This is a genomic window from Mesorhizobium sp. M0437 (genome assembly GCF_040321335.1).
Classification (GTDB): domain Bacteria; phylum Pseudomonadota; class Alphaproteobacteria; order Rhizobiales; family Rhizobiaceae; genus Mesorhizobium.
The window spans coordinates 1-21,835 of record NZ_JAMYRK010000071.1; the positions used below are offsets into that span (position 1 = coordinate 1).

Annotated in this window: 23 protein-coding genes and 1 pseudogene; 11 read left to right on the forward strand and 13 right to left on the reverse strand. The window is 59.4% G+C overall.

From position 1 onward, the window contains the following. The 3 genes and pseudogenes from NKI72_RS29000 to NKI72_RS29010 all read left to right on the forward strand — a co-directional run. Positions 1–1,102, forward strand: a pseudogene (locus NKI72_RS29000) (IS1380 family transposase); the annotation flags it as partial. A gap of 517 nt (positions 1,103–1,619) precedes the next feature. Further along, the gene (locus tag NKI72_RS29005; RefSeq protein WP_352851512.1) at positions 1,620–3,269 is read left to right on the forward strand and encodes an MFS transporter; all 1,650 of its coding nucleotides are present in this window, start codon (positions 1,620–1,622) and stop codon (positions 3,267–3,269) included. A gap of 40 nt (positions 3,270–3,309) precedes the next feature. After that, a complete protein-coding gene (locus tag NKI72_RS29010; RefSeq protein ID WP_352468908.1) occupies positions 3,310–3,558 on the forward strand; it encodes a DUF982 domain-containing protein in 249 nt (82 codons plus the stop codon). A 105-nt stretch (positions 3,559–3,663) separates the two neighbouring features. Here NKI72_RS29010 and NKI72_RS29015 read toward each other — a convergent pair whose 3' ends face one another. From NKI72_RS29015 to NKI72_RS29040, 6 genes are read right to left on the reverse strand one after another with little or no spacing between them, the layout of a single operon-like run. Continuing rightward, entirely contained in the window at positions 3,664–5,814 is a 2,151-nt protein-coding gene (locus NKI72_RS29015) for a type IV secretory system conjugative DNA transfer family protein (protein ID WP_352851513.1), read from the reverse strand. Between the two features lie 12 nt (positions 5,815–5,826). After that, entirely contained in the window at positions 5,827–6,852 is a 1,026-nt protein-coding gene (virB11, locus tag NKI72_RS29020; RefSeq protein ID WP_352851515.1) for a P-type DNA transfer ATPase VirB11, read from the reverse strand. Next, positions 6,849–8,312 (reverse strand): type IV secretion system protein VirB10, encoded by a 1,464-nt coding sequence (gene virB10 / locus NKI72_RS29025; protein ID WP_352851517.1) that lies wholly within the window; start codon positions 8,310–8,312, stop codon positions 6,849–6,851. Before virB10 ends, virB11 begins: the two co-directional genes overlap by 4 nt. Beyond that, positions 8,312–9,109 (reverse strand): TrbG/VirB9 family P-type conjugative transfer protein, encoded by a 798-nt coding sequence (locus NKI72_RS29030; RefSeq protein ID WP_352707183.1) that lies wholly within the window; start codon positions 9,107–9,109, stop codon positions 8,312–8,314. The genes virB10 and NKI72_RS29030 overlap by 1 nt, the downstream gene beginning before the upstream one ends. Next, positions 9,106–9,867 (reverse strand): VirB8 family type IV secretion system protein, encoded by a 762-nt coding sequence (locus NKI72_RS29035; RefSeq protein WP_352707185.1) that lies wholly within the window; start codon positions 9,865–9,867, stop codon positions 9,106–9,108. The genes NKI72_RS29030 and NKI72_RS29035 overlap by 4 nt, the downstream gene beginning before the upstream one ends. Positions 9,868–9,885: 18 nt before the next feature. Next, positions 9,886–10,929 (reverse strand): TrbL/VirB6 family protein, encoded by a 1,044-nt coding sequence (locus NKI72_RS29040; RefSeq protein ID WP_352707187.1) that lies wholly within the window; start codon positions 10,927–10,929, stop codon positions 9,886–9,888. A 12-nt stretch (positions 10,930–10,941) separates the two neighbouring features. Here NKI72_RS29040 and NKI72_RS29045 point away from each other — a divergent pair, with 12 nt between their 5' ends. Next, positions 10,942–11,115 carry a hypothetical protein gene (locus NKI72_RS29045; protein ID WP_352707189.1) on the forward strand — a complete coding sequence of 58 codons (174 nt, stop codon included), beginning with the start codon at positions 10,942–10,944 and terminating at the stop codon, positions 11,113–11,115. On the opposite strand, the gene NKI72_RS29050 is transcribed toward NKI72_RS29045, so the two are convergent. Genes NKI72_RS29050 through NKI72_RS29075 form a run of 6 tightly spaced genes read right to left on the reverse strand, consistent with a single transcriptional unit; the run spans position 11,112 to position 16,601 of the window. Then, positions 11,112–11,846, reverse strand: coding sequence for a type IV secretion system protein (locus tag NKI72_RS29050; RefSeq protein WP_352851519.1), 735 nt, complete (start codon positions 11,844–11,846; stop codon positions 11,112–11,114). The genes NKI72_RS29045 and NKI72_RS29050 overlap by 4 nt on opposite strands. Before the next feature lie 9 nt (positions 11,847–11,855). Continuing rightward, positions 11,856–13,013, reverse strand: a complete 1,158-nt coding sequence (locus NKI72_RS29055) for a transglycosylase SLT domain-containing protein (protein ID WP_352784760.1) — start codon at positions 13,011–13,013, stop codon at positions 11,856–11,858. Beyond that, a complete protein-coding gene (locus tag NKI72_RS29060) occupies positions 12,997–15,399 on the reverse strand; it encodes a VirB4 family type IV secretion/conjugal transfer ATPase (protein WP_352851520.1) in 2,403 nt (800 codons plus the stop codon). The genes NKI72_RS29055 and NKI72_RS29060 overlap by 17 nt, the downstream gene beginning before the upstream one ends. Continuing rightward, positions 15,396–15,689, reverse strand: coding sequence for a VirB3 family type IV secretion system protein (locus tag NKI72_RS29065; RefSeq protein WP_352707200.1), 294 nt, complete (start codon positions 15,687–15,689; stop codon positions 15,396–15,398). Before NKI72_RS29065 ends, NKI72_RS29060 begins: the two co-directional genes overlap by 4 nt. Before the next feature lie 3 nt (positions 15,690–15,692). Next, positions 15,693–16,007: a TrbC/VirB2 family type IV secretion system protein gene (locus NKI72_RS29070; RefSeq protein WP_352707203.1), complete on the reverse strand. Its 315-nt coding sequence runs from the start codon at positions 16,005–16,007 to the stop codon at positions 15,693–15,695. 12 nt (positions 16,008–16,019) lie between these two features. Then, complete coding sequence (locus tag NKI72_RS29075; protein WP_352851521.1) at positions 16,020–16,601, reverse strand: lytic transglycosylase domain-containing protein; 582 nt, start codon at positions 16,599–16,601, stop codon at positions 16,020–16,022. 156 nt (positions 16,602–16,757) lie between these two features. Between NKI72_RS29075 and NKI72_RS29080 the strand changes: the two genes are divergently transcribed. Genes NKI72_RS29080 through NKI72_RS29090 form a run of 3 tightly spaced genes read left to right on the forward strand, consistent with a single transcriptional unit; the run spans position 16,758 to position 18,066 of the window. Further along, positions 16,758–17,357 carry a hypothetical protein gene (locus tag NKI72_RS29080; protein WP_352774508.1) on the forward strand — a complete coding sequence of 200 codons (600 nt, stop codon included), beginning with the start codon at positions 16,758–16,760 and terminating at the stop codon, positions 17,355–17,357. Continuing rightward, positions 17,354–17,893, forward strand: a complete 540-nt coding sequence (locus tag NKI72_RS29085; protein WP_352707210.1) for a thermonuclease family protein — start codon at positions 17,354–17,356, stop codon at positions 17,891–17,893. The genes NKI72_RS29080 and NKI72_RS29085 overlap by 4 nt, the downstream gene beginning before the upstream one ends. 2 nt (positions 17,894–17,895) lie before the next feature. After that, on the forward strand, positions 17,896–18,066 hold the full coding sequence (locus tag NKI72_RS29090) for a hypothetical protein (protein WP_352707212.1): 171 nt from the start codon (positions 17,896–17,898) through the stop codon (positions 18,064–18,066). Here NKI72_RS29090 and NKI72_RS29095 read toward each other — a convergent pair. After that, entirely contained in the window at positions 18,063–18,407 is a 345-nt protein-coding gene (locus NKI72_RS29095) for a hypothetical protein (protein WP_352468892.1), read from the reverse strand. The two genes, NKI72_RS29090 and NKI72_RS29095, sit on opposite strands and share 4 nt — an antisense overlap. Before the next feature lie 136 nt (positions 18,408–18,543). On the opposite strand from NKI72_RS29095, the gene NKI72_RS29100 reads away from it, so the two are divergent. The 4 genes from NKI72_RS29100 to NKI72_RS29115 are packed head-to-tail and all read left to right on the forward strand — an operon-like array spanning position 18,544 to position 21,728. After that, the gene (locus NKI72_RS29100) at positions 18,544–19,173 is read left to right on the forward strand and encodes a DNA-binding response regulator (RefSeq protein ID WP_352707215.1); all 630 of its coding nucleotides are present in this window, start codon (positions 18,544–18,546) and stop codon (positions 19,171–19,173) included. A 5-nt stretch (positions 19,174–19,178) separates the two neighbouring features. Next, a complete protein-coding gene (locus tag NKI72_RS29105) occupies positions 19,179–19,880 on the forward strand; it encodes an FkbM family methyltransferase (protein ID WP_352707217.1) in 702 nt (233 codons plus the stop codon). Beyond that, a complete protein-coding gene (locus NKI72_RS29110; protein WP_352707219.1) occupies positions 19,861–20,415 on the forward strand; it encodes a putative pterin-binding protein in 555 nt (184 codons plus the stop codon). Before NKI72_RS29105 ends, NKI72_RS29110 begins: the two co-directional genes overlap by 20 nt. Beyond that, on the forward strand, positions 20,412–21,728 hold the full coding sequence (locus NKI72_RS29115) for a sensor histidine kinase (protein WP_352774505.1): 1,317 nt from the start codon (positions 20,412–20,414) through the stop codon (positions 21,726–21,728). The genes NKI72_RS29110 and NKI72_RS29115 overlap by 4 nt, the downstream gene beginning before the upstream one ends. Positions 21,729–21,835 lie beyond the last annotated feature (107 nt).

Here is a 21,835-nt window from a genome sequence, read left to right on the forward strand (position 1 = left end):
CCGGCTACGAGGACGGCAACGACGCCAACCGGCTGCGCCGCGATCCGGTCTTCAAGATGGCCCAGGATGCGCTGCCGTCGGGTCGGGATCTGGCGTCGCAATCGACGCTGTGCCGGCTGGAGAACCTACCCGGCGTGCGGGAGCTGGTCGCGATGGGACGGGCGATGGTCGATCTCTATTGCGCCTCGTTCCGGCAGGTGCCGAAGCGGATCGTACTCGACATTGACGACACCTTCGACGCTGTGCACGGAGGCCAACAGCTTCGCCTGTTCAATGCCCACCATGACGAGTACGGCTTCCAGCCAATCGTCGTGTTCGATGGTGCGGGACGGTTCGTCAGCGCGACCCTGCGACCGGCCAAGCGGCCGAGTGGGGCTGAGATCCGCCCCCACCTGCGCCGTCTGGTGCGGGCGATCCGGATCAACTGGCCGAACATTCGAATCCTGCTCCGCGGCGATAGCCATTATTGCAACCCGCAGGTCATCGACTGGTGCCGCGCCAACGACGTCGACTTCATCTTTGGCCTCGCGCCCACCACGACCCTGCGCAAGCATGTCGCGGATCTGGAGGCCAGCACGACGGCGCGCTTCGAAGCGTCGGCCAAGACAGGCAAGGTCCGCAGGTTCAAGGAGTTCGTTGACGGCGCCGCTAGTTGGAGCCGCGTCGAGCGCATCATCGCGCGGGTCGAGGTCGGCGCCCAAGGTGGCGATATCCGCTTCGTCGTCACCAACCTTCCGGTGGCAAGGCCAAGGCGCTCTACGAGGATGTCTACTGCCGGCGCGGCGCGGCCGAGAACCACATCAAGTCGTGGAAGACGCATCTTGCCGCCGACCGCACATCCTGCACCAGAGCGACGGCCAACCAGTTCCGGCTATTCCTGCATGCCGGTGCTTCCTGGTTGATGTGGGGCTTGCGGGCCGCGATGCCGAGGCGCTCGAGCTTTGCCGTCGCCCAATTCGACACGCTGCGATTGCGCCTCATCAAAATCGCTGCGCGGGTGGTCGAGATGAAATCGCAAATCCGCCTGCACGTGCCGACATCGTGCCCCGACCAGCGCATCCTGCGCATCGTCCTCGATCGCATCCCCCAACTCGCGACATAACGATGGGGGCAGACGCCCCGAAACGAACCCGTCGACCGCAACCTGCAAACCCCCGCCTGCCATCACGACGGAGCAATCCCGGCGCCTGACGAGGCGCGTGGAAAAGCACCGCAACGGCGACCACAATGTCGCTTCAGGCCGTCAAAAGCTTAGTCGCCGTGCATCAAGGCGGCTAGGTAGGTGTGGCCCGGCTTCGTTGAATCCGCTGCGGGCCAGCTCTCTGATAGAAATCGGCGCCGTCGTCCCAGGCTTTCCATGGGCATCGTTTCCCGCGCGGAATGAAGGTCTCCTTCCCGAAGGCGGCAATTCCTAACTCGGTGCGATGCCCGATTTGCGGTCAGGCTGCATCCGCCTTTTCTTCCAGACCAAGTAATCGCTTCGGCCAGAGCGCCGGCGGTGAAGAATTGTCTTGCGCTATCCCTAGCAAATGCGCTCATGCTGCTATTCCTCCACGGGCACCTGCGCCGGGAGGGCACCTCTAAACGCGACCGATAGACCGAGGGGAGGGCTCAACCCAATGAGCAGGGTGGCGCCCGCAGATGCGACTCCAGCTTCGTCGGCGACATTTGCGCCGCTCGAGAATGCAACTTTCCGATCGATCTGGCTTGCTACGCAGGTGTCCAGCTTTGGCTGGCTAATTCAAACTGTCGCCATCAGTTGGCTGATGGCGACCATTTCGACTTCCGACGTGATGGTCGCCTTGGTGCAGGCTTCGACGACGTTGCCTACATTCGTCCTGTCGATCATCGCCGGAGCCCTGGCTGATAATTTCAGCCGCCGCAATCTGATGTTCGCTGGCTGGTCCGTGATAGCGCTGTCCTCGGCGATGCTGACGGTTCTTGCAGGCTTGGGAATTTTCAATCCATGGATGGTTCTTGCATTCAGCTGTTTGGCCGGAGCGGGCGCCGCTTTCACCGATCCCGCTTGGCACGCGTCGGTCGGCGACATCTTACGAAAACGCGAAGTTCCAGCCGCGGTTACGCTCATCTCGGTTGGATATAACGCTGTTCGAAGCGTCGGTCCGGCGATTGGTGGCATTGTCGTTGCCTCCTTTGGACCTTTGACAGCTTTCGCTGTGGCGACGCTGACCTATCTAGCGCTGCTGTGGACCATAGGGCGCCGCAAATGGGATGTTCGCTCGTCCCCCCTCCCGCGGGAGCCATTGACCACGGCCATCCATGACGGAGCGCGCTTCACCGCACTATCGGCGGAGATCAAGGCGGCAATCGCGCGTGGCGCGCTTTTTGGCCTGACCAGCATCTCCATACTCGCGCTCCTGCCTGTCGTTGCTCGCGATCAATTAGGCGGAGGACCGATCGTTTATGGCATCCTGATGGCTGGCTTCGGGACCGGCGCCTTGTGCGTCGGCATCTGCAACAATGTTTTGAGACGGTCGCTCTCCCAGGAGCGACTGACAATACTGGCATGCATTGCTTGCGCGGCGTGTTGTTTATCTCTTGCTCTCACGTCTTCAGTGGCAGTGGCTGCTATTGCGCTGGCGCTCGGCGGCGCGGGATGGGTGGTCACCTGGACGGGGCTCGACGTAAGCGTTCAATTGGCAAGCCCAAGGTGGGTCGTTGGTCGCACGCTCTCGATCTATTATGCCCTTTCGTCGGGTGGTATCGCGGCCGGCAGTTGGCTGTGGGGTACGGTGGCTGAGAACTATTCGCTTGCCTCAGCCCTGGAGATTTCAGCTGCTGCGCAACTGATGGTCGCGGCCACCGGGTTCCTGTTGCCGATCCGTCAATGGCAAGACTCTGATCAGGATCCTTTTGGCTTCGAGACACCGCAACTCGCTCTCGACCTGAAGCCGAGAAGCGGCCCGATCGTCAAGATCGAGTACTCAATACCGGAGGCAAACGTCGAAGCTTTCCTCGATCAGAGGCAGGAACGACGGCGGGTGCAAAGCCGCGTCGGCGCCAGGCACTGGAACCTCCAGCGCGATCTTCAGGATTCCTCGCTTTGGACAGAAACCTTCCGCACGCCGACCTGGATGGACTATCTGCGCCTTAACCATCGCCTCACAGCGGCGGACAAGGAATTGGACCAACGTCTGCTCGAATTGAACATGGGTGGAAACCCACCTCTTACTAAACTTTCGATTGAGCGGCCGACCGGGGCAACCCGCAAGCGGGATCAACCGACGCGATTTTTCTTCCGCCGGTGATCGCAGGCTGTTGTTGATAGAGTTTCAAGGGTGAGGGTAGATGACCGGCTTGGTAAGATTTGAGAGGCCAGTTGTGATTCAGATTGGCCGCTATACAGAACGCACCGTGTTCGATGTTAATGATGCGGCCTCCATCCTGCTGCGGGATCTTGGTGGTCGTCAGACGGAGAAGCACAGGGCAGCTATGGACGCCTGTCTGAAGGTTATACGAGGTGAGCTTCATCCACCCGCCGCCCGCAGGGCTTTCGTCGCGGTCGCGCGCGAAGCAAAGATTCTACGCGGCGATTGACTGGAGTGCTCAAGCGGCACCGCCCGGCAACTGGCGGCTGATACAGAAGGCCTGAGGCATGACGTTGCCGCTCTTCTATCTGACACGAGCAGGGCGCAGCAGTTCCTACCCGTCGACTACATCGGGCAAGGTGTCTTCGACGACGCTCAAGTTTCGGTCGAAAGCTTCTTTGTCGGATGCGTGGGCCCGGAGAGAGCGCACATTGTTCAGGATCGCCGCCACCGCCGCTTCTTTATCGGGTGCTATCCTTGTCGTGACCGCTTTAGCCGCCAACGCGGAAAAATCTATGGCGGTATAAGCTGGTACGACCGCAGCGTCGGTTGCTTTCGGCCGTTCTTTTACGATTGCGCGCCGGCCCCGCGGCAGAGCCATACGGTCAGCTTTTGCTGCAAATGTCGCGCCGCGCCGCAGGCGCGTCTGCACGAGGCCCGAGCGGTACGCAGGTGCTGTCGGCACAATCGTCGGGAGCGCATGAGATGGAACCGCCTCAGAAGCGTCCAATGCAGGGCTTTTCGTGCGCGAAGCGTCGGTAGAGGCGGGCAGGGGCATGAACGCGCGTTTGGCGAGCCGGCCGTCGGCGAAATAGAAATTGCGCGTGCCGAGAATTGGCAGTTCGCCGCGCGGCAATATGATGACCTTGTTCTTGTCGAGCGTGCGGATTTCATCCGGCCGCATAAGAGGCCGCCGCACTTGCTTGCGGTGCTCGGAGCGCGTGTAATAAGTGTCGAACAAGGTTGCCTTGGTTCGCGTCACGTCCTTTTGAACGTCCGACGTTTCGCCGAGCTGCTCGGAAATGTAGCGCAGATCGTCAGCGTCCTGCGCACCGAAAAAGATCTGCACGCGAGCCGCGTTGATAAGTGTCTTGCGCCCCTCCTGGCGATAGATCTCGTCTACAGCCTTCAGCGACTGTACGAAGAACCACATCGAAACACCGTTGCCGCCGAGCACGCTCGCCATTTCGGTCACGTTCTCGAGCTTGCCGAGGTTCTGGAACTCGTCGAGCAGCACAAGCACCGGATGCTCGTCGGCACGCGGCATAGTTTCCGACATGAAGTTCATCAACTGCGTAATCAGGACGTTGAACAACGGTCCAAGGGAGGTGATCTGCTCGCGCCGCACGTCGAGATAAAGAGAGATCCGGTCGCGCTTCAGCCTGCGAATATCGAACGTGCTGCGCGACGTAGCTCGCATCAGGCGCTCGTTGAGAAAAGGGGCCATGCCGGTGCGTACGCCGGCATATATCCCGGAAAACTGCCGCTCAGACATCTCAAAATATGGCAGCAGGGTTTGCAGCGTGAAATGCGAGCATTCGCGGCGGCGTTCCTCGCGCAGCGAGCCGATGAACTCCAGGAGCGGCTGCTCGGCACCGTTCATGATCTCGAGGATTGTGGCGAAGGTCTTCTTCTCGTTCGGGATCGCAGGCGATTCCATGACGAAGGACGCGATGCCGGTAAAAAGGAGGCGGGCGTCGTTAACCCAGTAGGGATCCGCGTTCGAAGGGGGGCGCGGAAACAGCGCTGCAGCGATGTTGCGAAGGTCGATGTCGCGCTGCGCCGAATCCAGCGAGATGAAGTCCATCGGATTGTAGCATGCGGTATTGCCGTCCGGATCAGCCGGCGCGAAACGCACCACGCGGCTCATGGTTGAACGGTAGCCGGCGGTGGCCGCATAGGTCTCGCCACGCAGGTCGAGAACCACGAACGAATGCGGCCAGGTCAGGGCGTTCGGGATAATGAGAGACGTGCCTTTGCCGGAGCGCGGCGGCCCTATCACAAAGCCGCCAACATCATCGCCATCAATCCACAATTTCTTGCCGCCAATCAGCTTGCGCTGGATCAAACGGATCTTGCCGGAGCGCTGATCGCGGCCGGGCGACAAAATTTCGGCCAGCCTGCCGCCGGCTCGACCGACGAACACGCCGCCAATTTTGGTCAAGCCGGTTTTCGATACGTCGCTCATAGTCATGAAGCGAGAGTCATTGCGCTTTCTGGGGCGCATGAGAAACAGGCCGACCAGTGGCAAGAGAAACCCTAAACCTCCCGTCGCAATGGCGTATTGCACCCGGTCAAAATTTCTCGCGGTCACGTCAGCCCAGGCCAAACGAACAACCGGCAAAGCATTGGCGTTCAGCTGGTCGAACAGGACGTGGGAGCCAGTCCGATACCAATCTGTCGCGGCATAGGCGACCGTGAAGAGCAGTGCGCCCAAGGCCATCGCCATAAGCATCATGAAAATTGCTGTTGCGATTTTCTGCATGGATGGGCCCCGCTAGATCGTCTCCGCCTTGGTGAACTTGATCTCGCTGATGCCGCGCCGTCCGCCTTCGGTGCGGATCATCTGGACGACCACCGGAATGACTTCGCGCAGGTAGTCGAGGATTTCGCCTCGTGAGAGGCCCGAGCTGCCCTGCATGACCATCAGCGCCAGCCGCTCGTAGGCGGACCGGGCGGAATTCGCATGAACGGTCGTGAGCGAACCCGGATGGCCGGTGTTGATCGCCTGGAGGAACGCGAAGGTTTCAGCGCCGCGCAACTCGCCCAACAGCAAACGGTCCGGCCGCATGCGAAGCGAGGCCTCGAGCAGTTGTTGCGCGGAGACCTTGGCAAGGCCCTGGTCGCCCTTCGAGGCTATCAGGGTGACGTTGTTGGGAGCAGGCAGCCTCAATTCGCGGGTATCTTCGATCGTGATGATCCGTTCATGGGCAGGGATCTCCTTCAAGAGCGCATTCAAAAACGTCGTCTTGCCGGTGGATGTACCGCCAGAAACGACGATCGAGACGCGGTTGCGGACCGCGTATTGCAGGAAGTCCATCGGCGACGTGTCGTGCAACATCTCGACAAGTCGCTTTTCTTCGGTTGAAAGCGCAAGGCCGCTACCCATTGCCGTGTTCTCGAATGCGCCGAGATCGTTGTAGGCAGCAAGGCTCATATCCATGATGACCTGCTTGCGAATCGAAATCGCCCCGCCTTCGGGAGCCGCGGGCGGCAAGATGCATTGGATGCGCTCACCCGAAGGCAGAGCAGCCGACAGGACCGGCTTTTCTTCGTTGATGACCTGATTTGTCGCCGAGGCGACGCCGGTCGAGATGTTACGAATCCAGCTAGGTGTGACCTCGCGCTTGACGACGTGCTCCATTTCCTTCGCGCCGAGGCGTTCGATGAACAATTCACCCGGCCTGTTGATCGCAATCTCGGAAACCGAATCTTCGTTCAAATAGGACCATATCGGTTCCAGATGAGCGCGCAGGACCGGGGCTCTCGCCCAAGGGTCGGGGAGGGGAAGCACGGCATTCATTTCACCGGGCTCCCATAGCCGGAATAGAAATGATCCTTCGGCGTACCGTAGAGAGGCGTCGGATCGATCGCCGTCTTCGGCCGCGCACCTGCCTTCAGGCGCGCCAGTTCTTCCTGGACGGGATCGGCGTACAAGTCCGAGAAATCGAGATCTCGCCGTACCAGCACGACAATCGATGTGCCCTGGTCGACGTAGACTGTCGGGCCAATGTTCTGCGTGTCGCGAAACGCCTCTTGCGCAAGTTGTTGCAAGGCGGTCGATGACTTGTCAAACGCGATGCTGCGCACGTCGCGCTGCGAGCCATTGCCACCATAAGTTACGGTGGTGGTCTCGCCGGTTACGGGATCGATCGTCGACACCTGGCGCTGTTGTCCATCCTGGCTGCGATCTCCAAGCGAGGACAGATATTCAGAGACGCCGCCAACGACGGAAAGCATGATGGCGTTGCCGTAGCGTTCAAGCCAGTGCGTATCGACACGGCCGCCCATGCCACCGCGGCCGAGCGCGTCCGCCCCAGGCGACTTGATATCGACGGAAATGCCGTCCGAGCGGATGACCCTGTTCCAGACGATGAAAACACGCTTCTGACCGCGCGCAAGCCCCGAGCGGTATTCCCCGGTCAGCCGCGAGCCCTTCGGAATGAGGATCCGCCTGCCGTCGAGCGAGAAGACATCCTCGCGCACGACAGCGCGCACGGCACCGGGAAGGTCGGTGTTGATCGCGGTTTCCAAATAGCCGCGAATGATCGTTCCCTCTGGGATCAACGCATCGGTGCGGCGGAAGACCCTGGCTTTGACAATGCCGGAAGAACTTGCCTCAGACTGCGCCAGGAATGCCTTGTTGGGATCACTGTCGGCGCCGGGGACCGCAATGATCTGACCGTCCGGCGCGATTTCGACCTGTGCCGCCGGGGCGCCGGCATCCGTCGAGCCGGTTTGATCATTCGTCACCATCTGGTTCGACCGCAGGCGTGCCCATACCGCTTTTTCACGCTCGGCGGCCTCAGCCTTAAGGCGAGCCTCGTCCTCAGCCGCGGCCTTGCGGCGGGCTTCTTCCTCCTCGGCCTTGCGGCGAGCCTCCTCCGCCGCCATTTGCGCCTCCAGCGCCCGCCGCTGCGCGTCAAGGTCCGCGCCCTCCTGCACGGTCTGGTCGACATTATCGGCTTGTTGCGTGCCCTTTTGGCCGTCAGCTGGTGGCGGCACCACGATCTGGTCGATCGTGCCGTCGGCAGGTTGCGGCGGGTCGTTCAACGCCGGCGGGCGGAACTCTGGCGGATTGAAGTTTTCCTCGCCATCGCTGCGAAGATCGCGCGATACCGGCTCCCGGGGCCAGTTCAGCCATATCAGCGCGCCTACCAGCACTACGCCGAGGCCGACCAGGGCGATCCTGGTACCCACGCCCGCACCACGGCGCGCGACTGTCGGGCTGCCGTCCAGTTGGTTATAATCGATCTGGGTCATCACCGCCCTCCGCTGGATCCGAACAGGGTGGAACCGCCTGTCAGTTTCGTTGGACCGTAGATCTGCTCGACCGGGTCGATAGGGTTGGGTCGCGCCCGGTTGTAGAGGCAGAGCGTCTTGCCATCGGCCCGCAAGGTGAATTGCCGCGCGACCTTGTCGATGATTGTGTATTTGCCCTGCGTACGAACGTTGACCAGCGACTCATGCCGCTTGTCGTCGACAACGAAGATCGCCGGAATGTCGCCCTTGAACTCCAGAAACACCTTGGTGCCGTCGTCGAATACGGTGCGCGGCTTCAGGCTGTCGTCGCCCTTGTAGGCGTAGTCGTAATTGAGATCGGCATAGTTCAGGTCCTTCAAATCCGGATCGGCGGCGCTCTCCTTGGCCTGTGAGAGCAGGCGCGCGTTGATATCCTCGTCCGGGTATTTGAACCGGACCTGGAAGGATGCCCGGTCACGGCTATTGTCAGTCGCCTGCAGCAGCAGGGAATAGACGCGCCGGTTGGTGACCACGTTGACGTTGGTCCACGCATCGGGCTCCAGCGGCTTGACGAACAGAAACCGCGATCCGCGTTTGGGGACGATCGACCAGCCTTTCGTGTCGCCAGCCGACACGGTTTCGATGACTTCGGTCGGACTGAGCTCGACCATCGTGGAAATGCCAAGAGCGGCGCGCACCGACGTCACGTCGTCGTTATTGAAGGTGACATATCGGATCCGGCCGTCGCGTGCCGCCGCGGCGTGGATCGTGCCGAGCAGCAGGGCGGCCGACAGTGCGAGGCCCGCGCGCCATTTCATTGCAGGCTCCCTGCGGCCGGCGCCGATTCCTGGTCGCGGCGATAATCCGTAACCTGAAATCCCAGCGGGTTGTCGAAGCGCCATTCGTTCTTCAGCGGCGTCGAGGTGTAGCGGAATTTTATCACCGCGACCCAATTGTCGGCGGTCGAAGAATTGTCCCGCCGCGTCGTCGTGGCGAAGCGCACCGATGCTGTGTTGCGGTTGAGCAGGGATACCGACTTGATCTCGACCGAGATCGTGGCATTGCGGCCATAGATCTTGTCCAGCGACTGAGGATTCGCAGGCGTGTACAGCCATGTCAAATCCTTGGACGCCGTGTCGGTGGAGTAGAGTTGCGCCAAGTCGTAATTCTGTTTCAGTTCACGCGAATCGTAGGTTTCGCGGGCCCTGATGTAGCGTACCAGATTGGCCGCCGTGACGGCTTCGTTCTGGGACAAATCTCCAGGCTTGAGCGCGCGCATGATCTCGAGGTAGCCCGTCGATTTGTCGACCTCCACAACATACGGTTCGAACTGCCGGAGCGGCAGAATCAGCACGAGCGCCAGCAGCGACAACACCGCCACCAGTCCAGAAACGCCACTGACGATCCATGCCAATGTACGCGATCGACGCATTGACCTGTGCGTGTCGTCTTCCCAGGTCGCGCCCGCCCTGTAATAGCGCTTGTCGACGAGTTCGCTGCTGCTGTCAGCAACCGTTTCCACTGGAATTGCCACTTTATTATTGCCTCGTTTGCCCGCCGCATCCTGATCCAGCACCGCGATCGTTCTGGTGTTCTAGGCCAGAGGCCTGGAGTTATCCCGCGCACCTTGCTGGATAGCGGACCGGGTTGCGTCGTCCGCCCTCGCTGCTCGCGAAGCTCGAAAACTGTTTGCCGCGAGCTGCCGGGCGCCGCGAGCGGCACGGCCGGCGGCCCAGCGCGCGCCGGAATAGCGCACGGCATTCCTGCCGAACGTCCCATATGAGTACCGGGCTCCCACGGTGCTGAGATAGCCGCCGCCATTCAGGATCGAAGCAATCGACGGTATCTGCATGAGAACGTAGATCCCGATGATCGTCACCAGCACCAGCGGCAGCACCAGCGACATTTTGCTATCCATGGTCGCTCCGCCGGACGTGGCGGTGTTCAGCGCCGCATTGACCAGCGAGAAGTAGAAACCGAGAAAGCCGTAAATCAGGACTTGCTGGATCATCAGAAAGGTGGTGAGCGAAAGGAAGCCTTCGCTCATGCGCGAGGACCATCGGTAAAGCCAAAGAACGATCCATATCGGCGCCAAGGCGAGCGTGATGAACAACATCACTTTGGCGGCGATGATCGCGGCAATGGCAAGCGCTGCGAAGATGATGGCAGACAGCAGAACGAGCAGCGACAAGAGCGCACCAAAAATGTCATAGAAGGATCCGCTGTAGACCTGATTGGCGACGTCCTGCGCCCCCTGGTAGAGATTGTCGATAAGCGCTGGAATTGCCGCCTGGTCGCTGAGCTGGTTGCCGGTGGCCCGCGACACGGCGCCGACGATCACCTTGCCGACCTCGTCTGGAATGCTTTGCGCGAGCTGATAGATCGTCGCGGAAAATGTGCCCCATCCCGTTAGCAGCAGATAGATGATGACGGCGCGGCCGAGGCGATAGGCCGCTTCGATTGGCGAAATCGACTCACGCCCGCTCAGGATCGAATAGCCCCACCACACGATATAGAGGGTCAGCATCAGGGTGAAGACGTTGCCCATCGCATTGCCCAACTGCATATAGACGGTGCGGACGAAGTCCTCACCGATGTTGTCAATGCCACCGAGAATGCTTTCGGCGAGACCGTTCATGGATCCTCGTCAATGATGCTGGCGAACGGCGTTGAATTGACCGGCTTCAGCGCGCCGCATTCGTCGGCGTGCGCATACGCCAAACGCCCGCACGGCGCTTTCAGTTCGCGATTTGCGCATCCGAAAAGCCCTGCGCTGAGCCCGATCACAACGCATGTGCGCAACACCAGCCTCGACAAGTGCTAGCCTCCGCTCTTGCCAAAATTCGCGAACGGATTGACGTTTCGAGGTGTCATCATCTTCTGGACCTGGCTCTGACGAAGAAGGTCTGTCTTCAGCTTCTCATTCAATGCCGCGACCGCACCGTTCTGGACGCCGATCAATTCGTTGACCGCGCGCGCGTTTTCGAGCTGCATTCGCGTGTTCTGGTCTACCGAACCCTTGACGTCCTCCGACTTGCCGATCTGCCCGCTCGCGGACTGCAGTGACTGTTCGCGCTGGGTGACGCCCTGCGAGGCCTGCGAAGTCAACGCGCTTAGCAGCGAGGCCACGTTGACGCTGCCGCCGTAGGCTGAGTTGACGGCGCTCGTCTCTTTGCCGGCGATCTGCTGGAGCTGCTTCACCAGCTGAAGCCCGTTGATCACAGCGCCGGCGATTTTCTGGATTTCGGGGGACAGGCCGCCAAGCGAGAGCGCGCCGCCGTTCAGGATCGATCCGAACGACGGAGCCTGGGCAATCGACATATTGCCGCCGAGGCCCATCTGTCCGATTCCAAGCGAACCGTCACGACTGCCGCTGAGAGCCTGCAGGATCTCTTCGCTCTTTTTTAGGATATCCTTATTCGAGGCCATGATGGAGTTGGTGTTTTCCGCATTCTTGCGGGCTACATCGAGATTAGCGCCATCGATAACGGCAATCTGTGCGAAGGCCGTGCTTGCCCAAAGCGCCAGACTGGCCGCAATCGCGAATTTCTTCATGTCAGCCTCCTATTGTTGCAAGGAATCGATCACGCTGGCAGCGCCAGCAGGGTCGGGGGTGATGATCATCGAGCGGCTGTCGGCTGAGCTTGCCCCTGCGTTCTCAGGTGCGCATGGTAGCCACCGGCCGCGATCGATCTTCAACCGTTCAAATTCCGCGGGATCACAAGAGAACGGGTTTGCAGAGCCGCTCTTTGGCCGTTGCACCAGTTTGGACGACTGCGATGCCTGAACGTTCTGCAACGACAGAAGTTGGGCCAGCAACGCCGTGAAGTCCCCCGCCTGGGCGAGGTACTGGTTGGTGACATCGGCGTTGATCCCACGAGCCGACGAGTTCAGCTCCCAAGCGTCTTTGTATTCCGTCACCTGGCCAACGGTGCCAGCTACCGCGTCGATCGCCGCATCGTTGGCGCCCATCTGCGATGAGCTTGCATCAAGCCCGCCAGCCGCCTTCCTGACCGTGCCCATGGCCGCGTCCTGGGCTGTGCCGCCTGCGCCGTCGGCCGTTACGATCGAGAAGGGTGGCGGCGCGGCGGCCGGAGCCTTGCCGCTCGACACATATTCGTTGAAGTAGTTGTTCCAGCGGCCGACCCCGCCGGCCCACTGGTTTTGCTCGCCAGCGTTCGATCCGTTGTAGAAGGAAGCGAGACAGCTATAATTCGTTGCCCCGCATTGCTTCACGCCCATTCCGAGATATTTGACACCGCCTTCGACGTTCTGCTCGTTCACGTCGCGGTCCAGTCCCATGGACTTCCCGGTGCCCTTGGTCAGCTGCATGACGCCTTTGACGCCGGTATGGCTCCCGGCGCAGGTGTCGAAGCGCGATTCCTGATAGGCGACGGAGAGCGCCAGGCCTTCGGGCACGCCGTACTTTTGCGCATAATAGCGGATCATCTTCACGTTGCCCGCGTCGCGCTGCAACGCTTCGGCCGGCGACCGGCGAAACATGTGTGAGCGATATTTGTTCGAATAGGTGCAGACGACGCTTTTTTTCTTGTCGGTTTCGCCCCTCTTCGCCTCATCCGACTTCTTGCTGTGCTGTTCGTCCTCTTGCCGCTTGTCGAGGTTCTGCCCGTCGATCACCGCGATCTGAGCGACAGCCACGCTCATGCTTCCCGCCGTCGCAAGAGCCACCGCCAGACAAGCGCCGCTAAGCCGCTTCGTCATGCTCGTTCTCCCATCCGCAGAAGTATGGCAGCCACGCCTCCGGCTCCTCGCCGAAAATCTGCCGGAGCCGTGCGCATTCCTTGCTGTTGGCTTCGTTCGAGGACAAGACCTTGACGAGATCGGGCATCGCCGACAAATCGAGCTTGGCGACGATCGAGTCGCTGTCGTGCTTGACGAGGAAGGTCCGTGTTTCCTTCGCCGTTCGGCGCACGAACTCGAATTCCTTCGCCGTCAGCGAGAAGCGCTCCATGTAGGACTCCTTGCTCGCCTTTGGGTTGGGGAAGAAAATGTTGGTCTTCGTTTGCTCGATCAGCGACGACGAGATCGAGGAATTGACGACGTCTTCCGCTGTCTGCGTGCCAAAGCCGACGACGCCGTTGCGGCGACGAATGGTCTTCAGCGTCTCGTTGATGAAGGCGGCGAAAACCTCGTCGTCCAACAGCTTCCAGCCTTCATCGAGGAAAAGCATGATCGGCGAGCCGTTGATGACGTCCTCAAGACGGTGGAAGATGTAGAGCAACGCCGCCGAGCGCAGCTTTTGGTCGCCCAGGATCTTAGTCATGTCGAACCCGACAACGGGTTTCGAGAAATCCACCAGATCGACGGGATTGTTGAAAAGCCAGCCCTTGTCCTTCGGGTCGAGCCAGGGTTGTATCCGCGCGGCCAGATCATTCATACCAGGCGTGAGCGAGCCCCGCAGCACTTCCGGCAGCAGGTCGAAGGTCCGCTGTTCGCGCGGAATCTTGTAGATCATGTCGACGGCGGCGTTGATGACGCGCATCTCCGCCACGTCCAGCGCGCCACCTTCCGGCGTCAAAATGTAGATGAGCAAATCTTCCAGGAAAGAACGGTTTTCTGCCGTGTCCTCGAGCTGCAATGGCGCGAACCCTGTCGGCTGGGAAGGTTCCATCACCTCGTAGCGACCGCCGAGCGCTCGAACGAAAATTTCAGCACCGCGCATATAGTCGAAATATACACATCGCGGCCGCGGCATGATGCGCATGGCCTGCGCCATCAGGAACGACAGCACCACGGTCTTGCCCGAGCCGGTCGGGCCGAACACCGTGAAGTGCCCGACATCGTGAACGTGGAAATTGAAATAGTAGGCCGTCTGGCTGGTCGTTTCGAGCAAAGCGATGGGGCGTTTCCAATGAAGCCGCTCACGTTGGCCGGACGGGAAATTATGTCCTGAGAAAAGGCCTGCGAAGTTAAGGGACGAGATCAAAGCGCGTCGCGCGATGTAGCTGAAATTTCCCGGCAATTGCGCCCAGAAGGCGAGTTCCGTGTTCAGTGTCTCGCGAACCGGCACGATCGACATGCGCGAAAGCTCGGCCGTAATGTCTGATAGCGCGCGGTTGAGCCCACTCATGACCGGTGCCAAGGCCATGACGCTCATGTGATGTTGTCCGAAGACGACTTCGCCACCGGCCAGCTTGTCGGCGCCATCATGAACGGACTCCTCGACCGTCGTGCCCGCCTCGTCCGATCCCTCAACCTGGTTGGCGATCGTGTGGATCCTGCGCATCGCCGTGACACGGTCTTCGATCGCAAAACTCTGCGTCAGGACGAACTCATGTGGCAGGCGCAAGAGACCGTCCAATGAGCCGGGAGCGGTGAACGGAGGGTATTCCTTGATTGACACCATGGCGCCGAGCTTGCCAGCGTCCGGCCCGCGAAGTTCCAGCGCGGACTTTCCGAAAAACAGCTGCCGCGTCGCCAGCACATCGCCAAGGCTCATGCGCGGCAAAGGCATTTCCACGTCGACGCCGCCCGCGAGGATCTTCGCCAAAAATTCCGCAGGCTCGGAAAAGAAGCTATTGCGGCGCTTCACGACACCGAGAAGACGCGCACCATAAGCGGTAAAATCCTTGGCGACGCCGTCGAGAACGTCATGCAGTTCGGCTATCGCCTCTTCGCGGGTTTCTTCGCCTGCGGTAGTGATGCGGAATGCGTTGAGCGCCTTGTCCACCCAGCCGACGCGGCCGACCATCGGTCGGCGTATGACCGCCAGATACGCCTCGTTGACGAAAAGGTTTTTCGCCCCAAGCTGATCCATGTAGCGGGCGTCGAGCTCGGCCACGAAAGGATTGTCAAAGTCGCCTTCGATCTCGGGCGTCACGTGGCGGCGGATGATCGTTGTGTAGACCGCAAATCGAGAGGTCGAGAGATTGCGGAACGTGGTGTTGCGGTTGAACATTCGGCCGTTCAACTCGGCTTGGTCCATCGTCTGGAACGGCAGGCCACTGAGCTGGATGACGCCGACGAGAAAGCCGCTCTTCGTCACGATCAGATTGTCATCGACATGGCGAAGATAGGGGATGTGCATCGCCGCGGGCTTTTCACGCCGCCGCTCACGGCCAAATTTCAGGTCGGCATCGAGGCTCATGGCGAATAGCTCCTCGCGCCCCAGAAAGTAAGGTTCGCCACCGCTCCCCGTTTGGAGATGTGCCGCTCGAAAACATGAAACATGTACGGGTCGCGCTGGCACAGATATGCGCTGACCAGATGCACCACGCCGAACACGCCAAGGCCGAGCATGAAGCTGCTCGTGGCGATAAAGCCGATCACCGCCAGGATGCCGTTTAGTGCAAAAACCTCATAGCGCACCCCCCATTTCATCGGCGGGCGTGTCAGTGGCAGGCTGACCGGCTCGACATAGACCTCCTCGTCGTCCATGTCTCAGCTGCCTCCCGCCGTCGCGCGAACAGAATCGACCAGTTGGGCGGCGCCGAAGATCAGAGCGATGCCGATGATGATGGAAAACGCCGTCATCCACGCCAGCCGGCCCGTCATCGCGACGAAGCCAAAAAAACAGACCGCGATGATGGCAAATGAGCGCGCTATGTTGCCTTGCAGAACGCCGACAAACCACTCCATCACATTTTCGACTGGCGCCGCCGACTGGGCATACGCAGTGGCCGGCGCGAGAGCTATTCCGACCGCCGAGGCCAAGGCCAGCTTCAGGGCGAATTTACCCGCTTTCCTGTATTCCACCCTTGGCTCCTTTCAGTTGCCGAAATCCATGACATGACCATCCTGCCAAGTGTCCTCGCTCGCTGGCGGAGCGGCCGCGAGCGTTTCCAATTTGGGTAGGGTGGATTTTTTGACGACACCGCCGAACTTCCAGCGGTTCAATATTTTCACGATGTATTCTGCCGTCTCCGGATTCACCGGAATGCCCTTCGCCTTGTAGACGTTGTTGGCCCCGGCGTTGTAGGCCGCGAGCATCAGCAGCGGATCTTTGAACTGGTCGTACAGTGACTTCAGATACCGGATACCAGCCCGGACATTTGCCCGTGTATCGCAGGGGTTTGTCACGCCGAGATCGGAGGCCGTTCCTGGCATCAGCTGCATGGTTCCCAAGGCCCCGGCTTTTGACGGACCCTGGTTGGCACCAAGATCGCTTTCGGCCCATGCAATTGCTTCGGCCAGATCGGCGTCAAATCCTTGTTCAGCCGCTATTGAGCGCACAAGGCTCGCGATCTGTGCACGGTTGCCACCCTCACAAGCTCCGGAGCGATCTATACCGGTTGCCGCCACAGCTTTCGCCGGCGTTGCAAAGGCGACGGCAACGCGCTCTGATGCCATGTCCTGAGCCAGCGCCGTGAAAGGCGCTATGGCACCGCAAAGCGATATTGTCAGGAGAGGTCGAATCATTGGCTTGCCACAATTTGACACTTTACTATGGCTACACTCTGCCCTAGTAAAGTGTCAATCGATAAGCGTGACGAGAACGGAAATCCGATGAAACAGACAGCCATATTCGTCGCCTTGCTGCTCCAAAGCACCGTGGGTTTCGCAGCCGCCGCGAGCGCCCCGAATGCCTTCGATGAGCCATCGAAGGACTACTTGCTTCAGTTCTCGAAGCCTGGCGAGAAGGTCTTTGTCTATGAGCGCTACGACGCCAAGGGCGCGCTTTATCGGCGTGACGTTACCGCCTTGAAGATGCCGGTGAGGGTGAAGTCGGCTACTGAGCGCGTTATCAACGGCGCGACGTATCGGCTGCGCGGCCTCACAGCGTGCCCAAAGCCAAAAATCACATATAAAGCCGAAGAATGGGACTGCACGAAAGCCGCGCAAGATTACGAAGAGCGGATCTACAACCACCGTGCATCTGTCGTTCTTTGCAAGACGCTTGTTTTGCAAAGCAAGAAGGATGAACCCGACGCCGTGTCGTGCTTCTCCCTCGTCGGTGCAGGCGATGCAAACGATCCGTACACGGTCGCCTATGATGATGACGAAATGGTCTTTTTCGACATGGCGGCGATTGGTAACAAGGATGGCAAATCTCTGCGCCCCGATCTGGAACATTCGGGCGAACTGGGCGAGCAGTTCCAAAAATGAGAAGGTTCAGCCTCGCAGCCATTGCCGTTGCACTATCCGCATCGGCTCACGCACAGGAGAGCAATGCTTCCACCGAACCGACTCCGTTCCAAGTATCGAAGTCGGCTCAACTGCTAACCGGCGACACATGGCGCGATGGAGACCGCCTGTTCCATCTCTATGGGGTCCAATCGTGTTTACGAGGGACAATCGCAGAGGAGGCCGGCGGCAGGAAAATTGATTGCGGCAACGCATCGCTGGCGCACTTGGCCGCGCTGTTTGACGGCACGGCAATCACCTGCCAGCCAATCGGCTACGCGCTCGACGAGGCGGCTTTTGTCATATGCGGAGCGCAGTTGAACGGCGAAACAATCGACGTCGGAACGGCCCTCATCTCGACGGGATATGCTTTTGCGGCGACGACAGTAAAAGGCAAGGCAGTCAACGGCAATTACCTAGTTGCCGAATTGGATGCGAAGTCGAAGCGCAGAGGATTGTGGAACACAACGTTTCAGCACCCAGTACAAATGCTGCTGAAACGCATATCGGAGAGATAATGATGAGCCGCGATGACGACGCCCACAACCATTACCATGGATATCCGGTGCAAGGACGCACCGACCGCTCAATTGGCGATGCCGTCGCATTCATCGCTATTATCTTGGTCCCCGCGGGAGTTTATGCCGCCTGGCACGCCATCACAGCATGGCTTTCGGCACTCTTCTCTTAGGATTGCAGTTTCGTGAAAGAACCGAGCACCGCCTGCAAATCGTCAACGTCAATTTCGCACCAGCCATGACCCATCAACCGTTGGAAATAAGCTGCCTTCATTTTCATATCCGCGACAGTGGCTACTGGAGCGATGGCGGCTCTCCTTCGTGCCGCGGCCTCTTGCGCCATAACCGCGTCCATCCTCTGACCCAGCAAGGCCGCGTCCGCCCCTTCAGCTTCCATCAATCGCCTGCCGAGATATTCGAGCATGGCCAGGCTCTGACGATGTGCCGCAATAAGATTCGCGACACCTTCAGCCGGTTCCATTTGTCCGTTGCTGCAGACCAGTTGAATAGCCATCGTCCTCCTCCTGGCGTACATTGGTCACATACTGATACCTCGGGAGGTAAGGAAAAATAGGGATGGCATCATCCCTATTTTGAAGCGACGATTCTAAGACCGGGCGGGGATGCCTGCGTAGAAGGATTGGCTTCTAATGTTTCGTGCCCTGGTGGTTGAAGACCAGACGCTTATGCGTCTGGCATTAATGAACGAAGTGCAAGCAAGCTTCCATGACTGCATCGTTGTAGGTGCCGAAACCTTGGAGATTGCGACCAGAGAGCTTCAAAACATCCAATTTGATCTCATCGTAATTGATCCCGGCTTGCCCGGATTTGATCCCACGTCAGAAACTGCTCGGGTTTCTGTCGTCGACAAAATCATGGAAGCCTCTGCGAGCGCCATCCATATCGTCGTCACCGGCTCTGACAATCGAACCGAGGCCGAAGGCTTCCAGCAGATCGGCGCCGCAGCTTATCTCGGCAAAACCGGCCTTGCGCCCGGCGTTTTCAGCGACGTGCTCGAGGACATTTCATCCAAGGGCTTCTCCCTGCGCCTTTCGCGAGTCGCCATGACAAGGCCCGACTATCGCTTTTCCGTTCTGACGCCTCGCGAGCATGAAATCATCGACATGATGGCCCGCCGCGCGCCTGGCGTGAAACGGAAAGAGATTTTCGCCCTCATGTCAGAGCGGCTGGGCATCGATGCCGGCTCTGCCGAAAGGTACTACAAGCAGGCCCGGGCCAAACTCATGAGGCAAGGTCATCCGCTACCACAGGGGCTGTGATCGCGATGGCTTCTCTAACCGTACATGGGATCAAGGTTCCCGTGGAACCGCAGGATGTCTCGCCGGTCATCTGGCGAGCGCTTCAAAGCCAGAGCTATGAGGCGAAGGAAGCGAAGTGGATTTTCAGGGCAGTCAAGGCGCGCGATCGCGTACTGGAGCTAGGGTCCGGTATCGGCATCATCACCGCACTGATTGCGAAAATCCCCGGCGTTCAGGTGTGGGCTTTTGAAGCAAATCCCGCAACAGCGGAACTAGCGAAGCGCGTGATAGCGGCCAACGATCTCGACAATGTCACATATTCCCAGGGTATCCTCACAGCAGGCCCGCCGCGGTCCTTCACCTTCTACGTTCGCCGGGACCTTTGGATGTCTTCCACGGACAAAGACCAAGGACCATATGAGCGCGAACTTTCGATCGTCTCGGCCGACGTCGATCGTTTCATCACCGATCATCAAATAAACGCCCTCGTCATGGACATTGAAGGTGCTGAGAAAGAACTTCTGCAGGATGCCGAGCTGCCCGGCGTCGAGCGCATTTTTCTTGAGCTGCACGATCATCTCTATGGCCTTGACGGCGTCCGCAACATCACGCTTGCCCTAGCAGAAAAGGGATTTGCCTACGATCCGCGGGGCTCCCGAGGACCTTGCGTGCTCTTCGCCAAGAACGATGGACCCCGCGAATACGAGGATGTGGAAGATGTTGCGTAATGCTCTCGCCGTCATGTTTGCCCTGTCCCTTCCGCTCGCCAGCGCCGCCGAGGAAATTCCCCTCGATCCCAACGAAGTGTCGGTTCAAGACGCCAGCGGCAAGACCGTCGCCATCTTTTCGGTAAAGCAGCTGCGGGCAGAGTTTCCGCAACAGACCTATGACACGCGTACGCCCTGGACGAGCAACAACGAGAAAATAGAATATCGTGGGCCACTGCTTGCAAATGTGCTTGCCAAGGCCGGAATCACCGCCGCGCAGGAGGTGAAAGTTGTCGCCTATGACAACTTCGTTTCCGATATTCATATGGACGAAATCCGGTCCTATAATCCGATCTTGGCGATCGAGCGTCGTTGCAACGAGAACGACAAGGCCGGTTCACATTGCCTGCCGGGTCAGGATTTCCGCCCGATCAGCATGGTAGAGAAAGGCCCCATCTTCATCGTTTGGCCCTTCGACCAGCTGCCCGCCTCCTACGTTCCCGCAAGAAACTCGATCTGGGTATTTTTCCCAGTCATCCTGCGCGCCACGCAATGAAGTTCTTCAACGGCCGTTTGTTCACTGTTCTGCCGTATCTCGGTATGGCTGCGGCGCTTGGCCTGAGTGCGTGGACGTTCATCCAATCGAACCGCTATCGTCAGGAGACTGATGCCATCCTCAATCAGACCTTCGAGATTCAGTGGCGTGCGGCACAGATTCGCGAGCGTCTTTTGCGAGTCTATGGCTATCTTCGCATCGCCGACGAGACGGGCAAGCTTGATGCGGACATCGATCGACAAATGGCGCTGGTGAGCGTCAACGTCGCGCAGTTGGAAAACCTGCCCTATCTGAACCGGTTTTTTCCCGACCATGACGCCGAACTCCTGGGCCGGATTCGCCTGACCCTCGAACAGAGAATTGCACCTCTTGTGTCAGCGCGTAGAAACTACACCCAAGCCATTGCCGAGATGGCCAAGCTGGAACAGTCAATTTACGAGATTTCCAGCTCTACCGTTGATCACAGCGCCACCTTGCAGCAGACCGCCAGCATCGACATTGCGGCCTCGCGCAACTGGTTCATCTTCGCCATCGCACTTGGCCTGGGTGCTACCTTCTATCTCGTTATCCATCAGCGTTATGCTTTAGCCAATCGCCGTGACCAGCATATGCGCTCGTTCGCTTCGCTCTTTGCGCATATGACCCGATCGCGGGTTACAGCCTTGAGGCTGTTCCTTGAGCACGCACAACCAGACAAGCAGCCGAGCGGCGAAATGCTTGAGGCTGCGCGCAGTGCTGCGACCGAACTGGAATCGATCACCAACAGTGTGCTTCAGATCGCCTATGCACCACAAGATTCCAGCACTATGTCGCTCGGCCGACTGCTCGAGGATCTTACGCAGGATCGCGGCAGTTTGGTGCAAGTCTCGGTCGATTCCAAAGCGCGCTTGCTACCCGTCCCGGCGACGCCGTTACGGTTGGTGGTGAATGAGCTGATAGAAAACGCGCTGGCCGCTTCGTCGAGCGCCAAAAACGCCCGAGTTCTCATCTCCGCGACAGTCAAGCGGCGCCCCTTTTTCCCGCGCACTTACCTCGTGCTTGAAGTGGCCGACGAGGGCTCAGGCATGCCACCTGCAATCGTTGCAAAAGCAACTACTCCCTTCTTTTCAACGCGAGCCGGGAATCATACTGGCCTTGGCCTGACCGCATGTTCTCAGATGGTCTCGACGCTGAACGGAATGCTCATCATCAAGAGTGCTCATGGTGTCGGCACAACTGTACAGGTCAGAATTCCCCTGGCTTCCGCCGCAGCCACTTTTTGGCAATCGTGCCGCAGGTACGGGCGAACAAAGGAACACTCGTGGGGCGGCTAGCTGTGAGCTCTCAGCTCTGCTCCATTTTCACCTGAATTGCACCGGTATGCGCTATCACGGCGAAAACCTGCCAGCCATTCGGTGTAGCCCAGCTTAGACGGATTATG

Coding starts and splice junctions, on each gene's coding strand:
- NKI72_RS29005 (WP_352851512.1), top strand. CDS start 1,620: ATGAGCAGGGTGGCGCCCGCAGATGCGACTCCAGCTTCGTCGGCGACA.
- NKI72_RS29010 (WP_352468908.1), top strand. CDS start 3,310: ATGACCGGCTTGGTAAGATTTGAGAGGCCAGTTGTGATTCAGATTGGC.
- NKI72_RS29015 (WP_352851513.1), bottom strand. CDS start 5,814: ATGCAGAAAATCGCAACAGCAATTTTCATGATGCTTATGGCGATGGCC.
- virB11 (WP_352851515.1), bottom strand. CDS start 6,852: ATGAATGCCGTGCTTCCCCTCCCCGACCCTTGGGCGAGAGCCCCGGTC.
- virB10 (WP_352851517.1), bottom strand. CDS start 8,312: ATGACCCAGATCGATTATAACCAACTGGACGGCAGCCCGACAGTCGCG.
- NKI72_RS29030 (WP_352707183.1), bottom strand. CDS start 9,109: ATGAAATGGCGCGCGGGCCTCGCACTGTCGGCCGCCCTGCTGCTCGGC.
- NKI72_RS29040 (WP_352707187.1), bottom strand. CDS start 10,929: ATGAACGGTCTCGCCGAAAGCATTCTCGGTGGCATTGACAACATCGGT.
- NKI72_RS29045 (WP_352707189.1), top strand. CDS start 10,942: ATGATGCTGGCGAACGGCGTTGAATTGACCGGCTTCAGCGCGCCGCAT.
- NKI72_RS29050 (WP_352851519.1), bottom strand. CDS start 11,846: ATGAAGAAATTCGCGATTGCGGCCAGTCTGGCGCTTTGGGCAAGCACG.
- NKI72_RS29055 (WP_352784760.1), bottom strand. CDS start 13,013: ATGACGAAGCGGCTTAGCGGCGCTTGTCTGGCGGTGGCTCTTGCGACG.
- NKI72_RS29060 (WP_352851520.1), bottom strand. CDS start 15,399: ATGAGCCTCGATGCCGACCTGAAATTTGGCCGTGAGCGGCGGCGTGAA.
- NKI72_RS29065 (WP_352707200.1), bottom strand. CDS start 15,689: ATGGACGACGAGGAGGTCTATGTCGAGCCGGTCAGCCTGCCACTGACA.
- NKI72_RS29075 (WP_352851521.1), bottom strand. CDS start 16,601: ATGGCATCAGAGCGCGTTGCCGTCGCCTTTGCAACGCCGGCGAAAGCT.
- NKI72_RS29080 (WP_352774508.1), top strand. CDS start 16,758: ATGAAACAGACAGCCATATTCGTCGCCTTGCTGCTCCAAAGCACCGTG.
- NKI72_RS29085 (WP_352707210.1), top strand. CDS start 17,354: ATGAGAAGGTTCAGCCTCGCAGCCATTGCCGTTGCACTATCCGCATCG.
- NKI72_RS29090 (WP_352707212.1), top strand. CDS start 17,896: ATGAGCCGCGATGACGACGCCCACAACCATTACCATGGATATCCGGTG.
- NKI72_RS29095 (WP_352468892.1), bottom strand. CDS start 18,407: ATGGCTATTCAACTGGTCTGCAGCAACGGACAAATGGAACCGGCTGAA.
- NKI72_RS29100 (WP_352707215.1), top strand. CDS start 18,544: ATGTTTCGTGCCCTGGTGGTTGAAGACCAGACGCTTATGCGTCTGGCA.
- NKI72_RS29105 (WP_352707217.1), top strand. CDS start 19,179: ATGGCTTCTCTAACCGTACATGGGATCAAGGTTCCCGTGGAACCGCAG.
- NKI72_RS29110 (WP_352707219.1), top strand. CDS start 19,861: ATGTGGAAGATGTTGCGTAATGCTCTCGCCGTCATGTTTGCCCTGTCC.
- NKI72_RS29115 (WP_352774505.1), top strand. CDS start 20,412: ATGAAGTTCTTCAACGGCCGTTTGTTCACTGTTCTGCCGTATCTCGGT.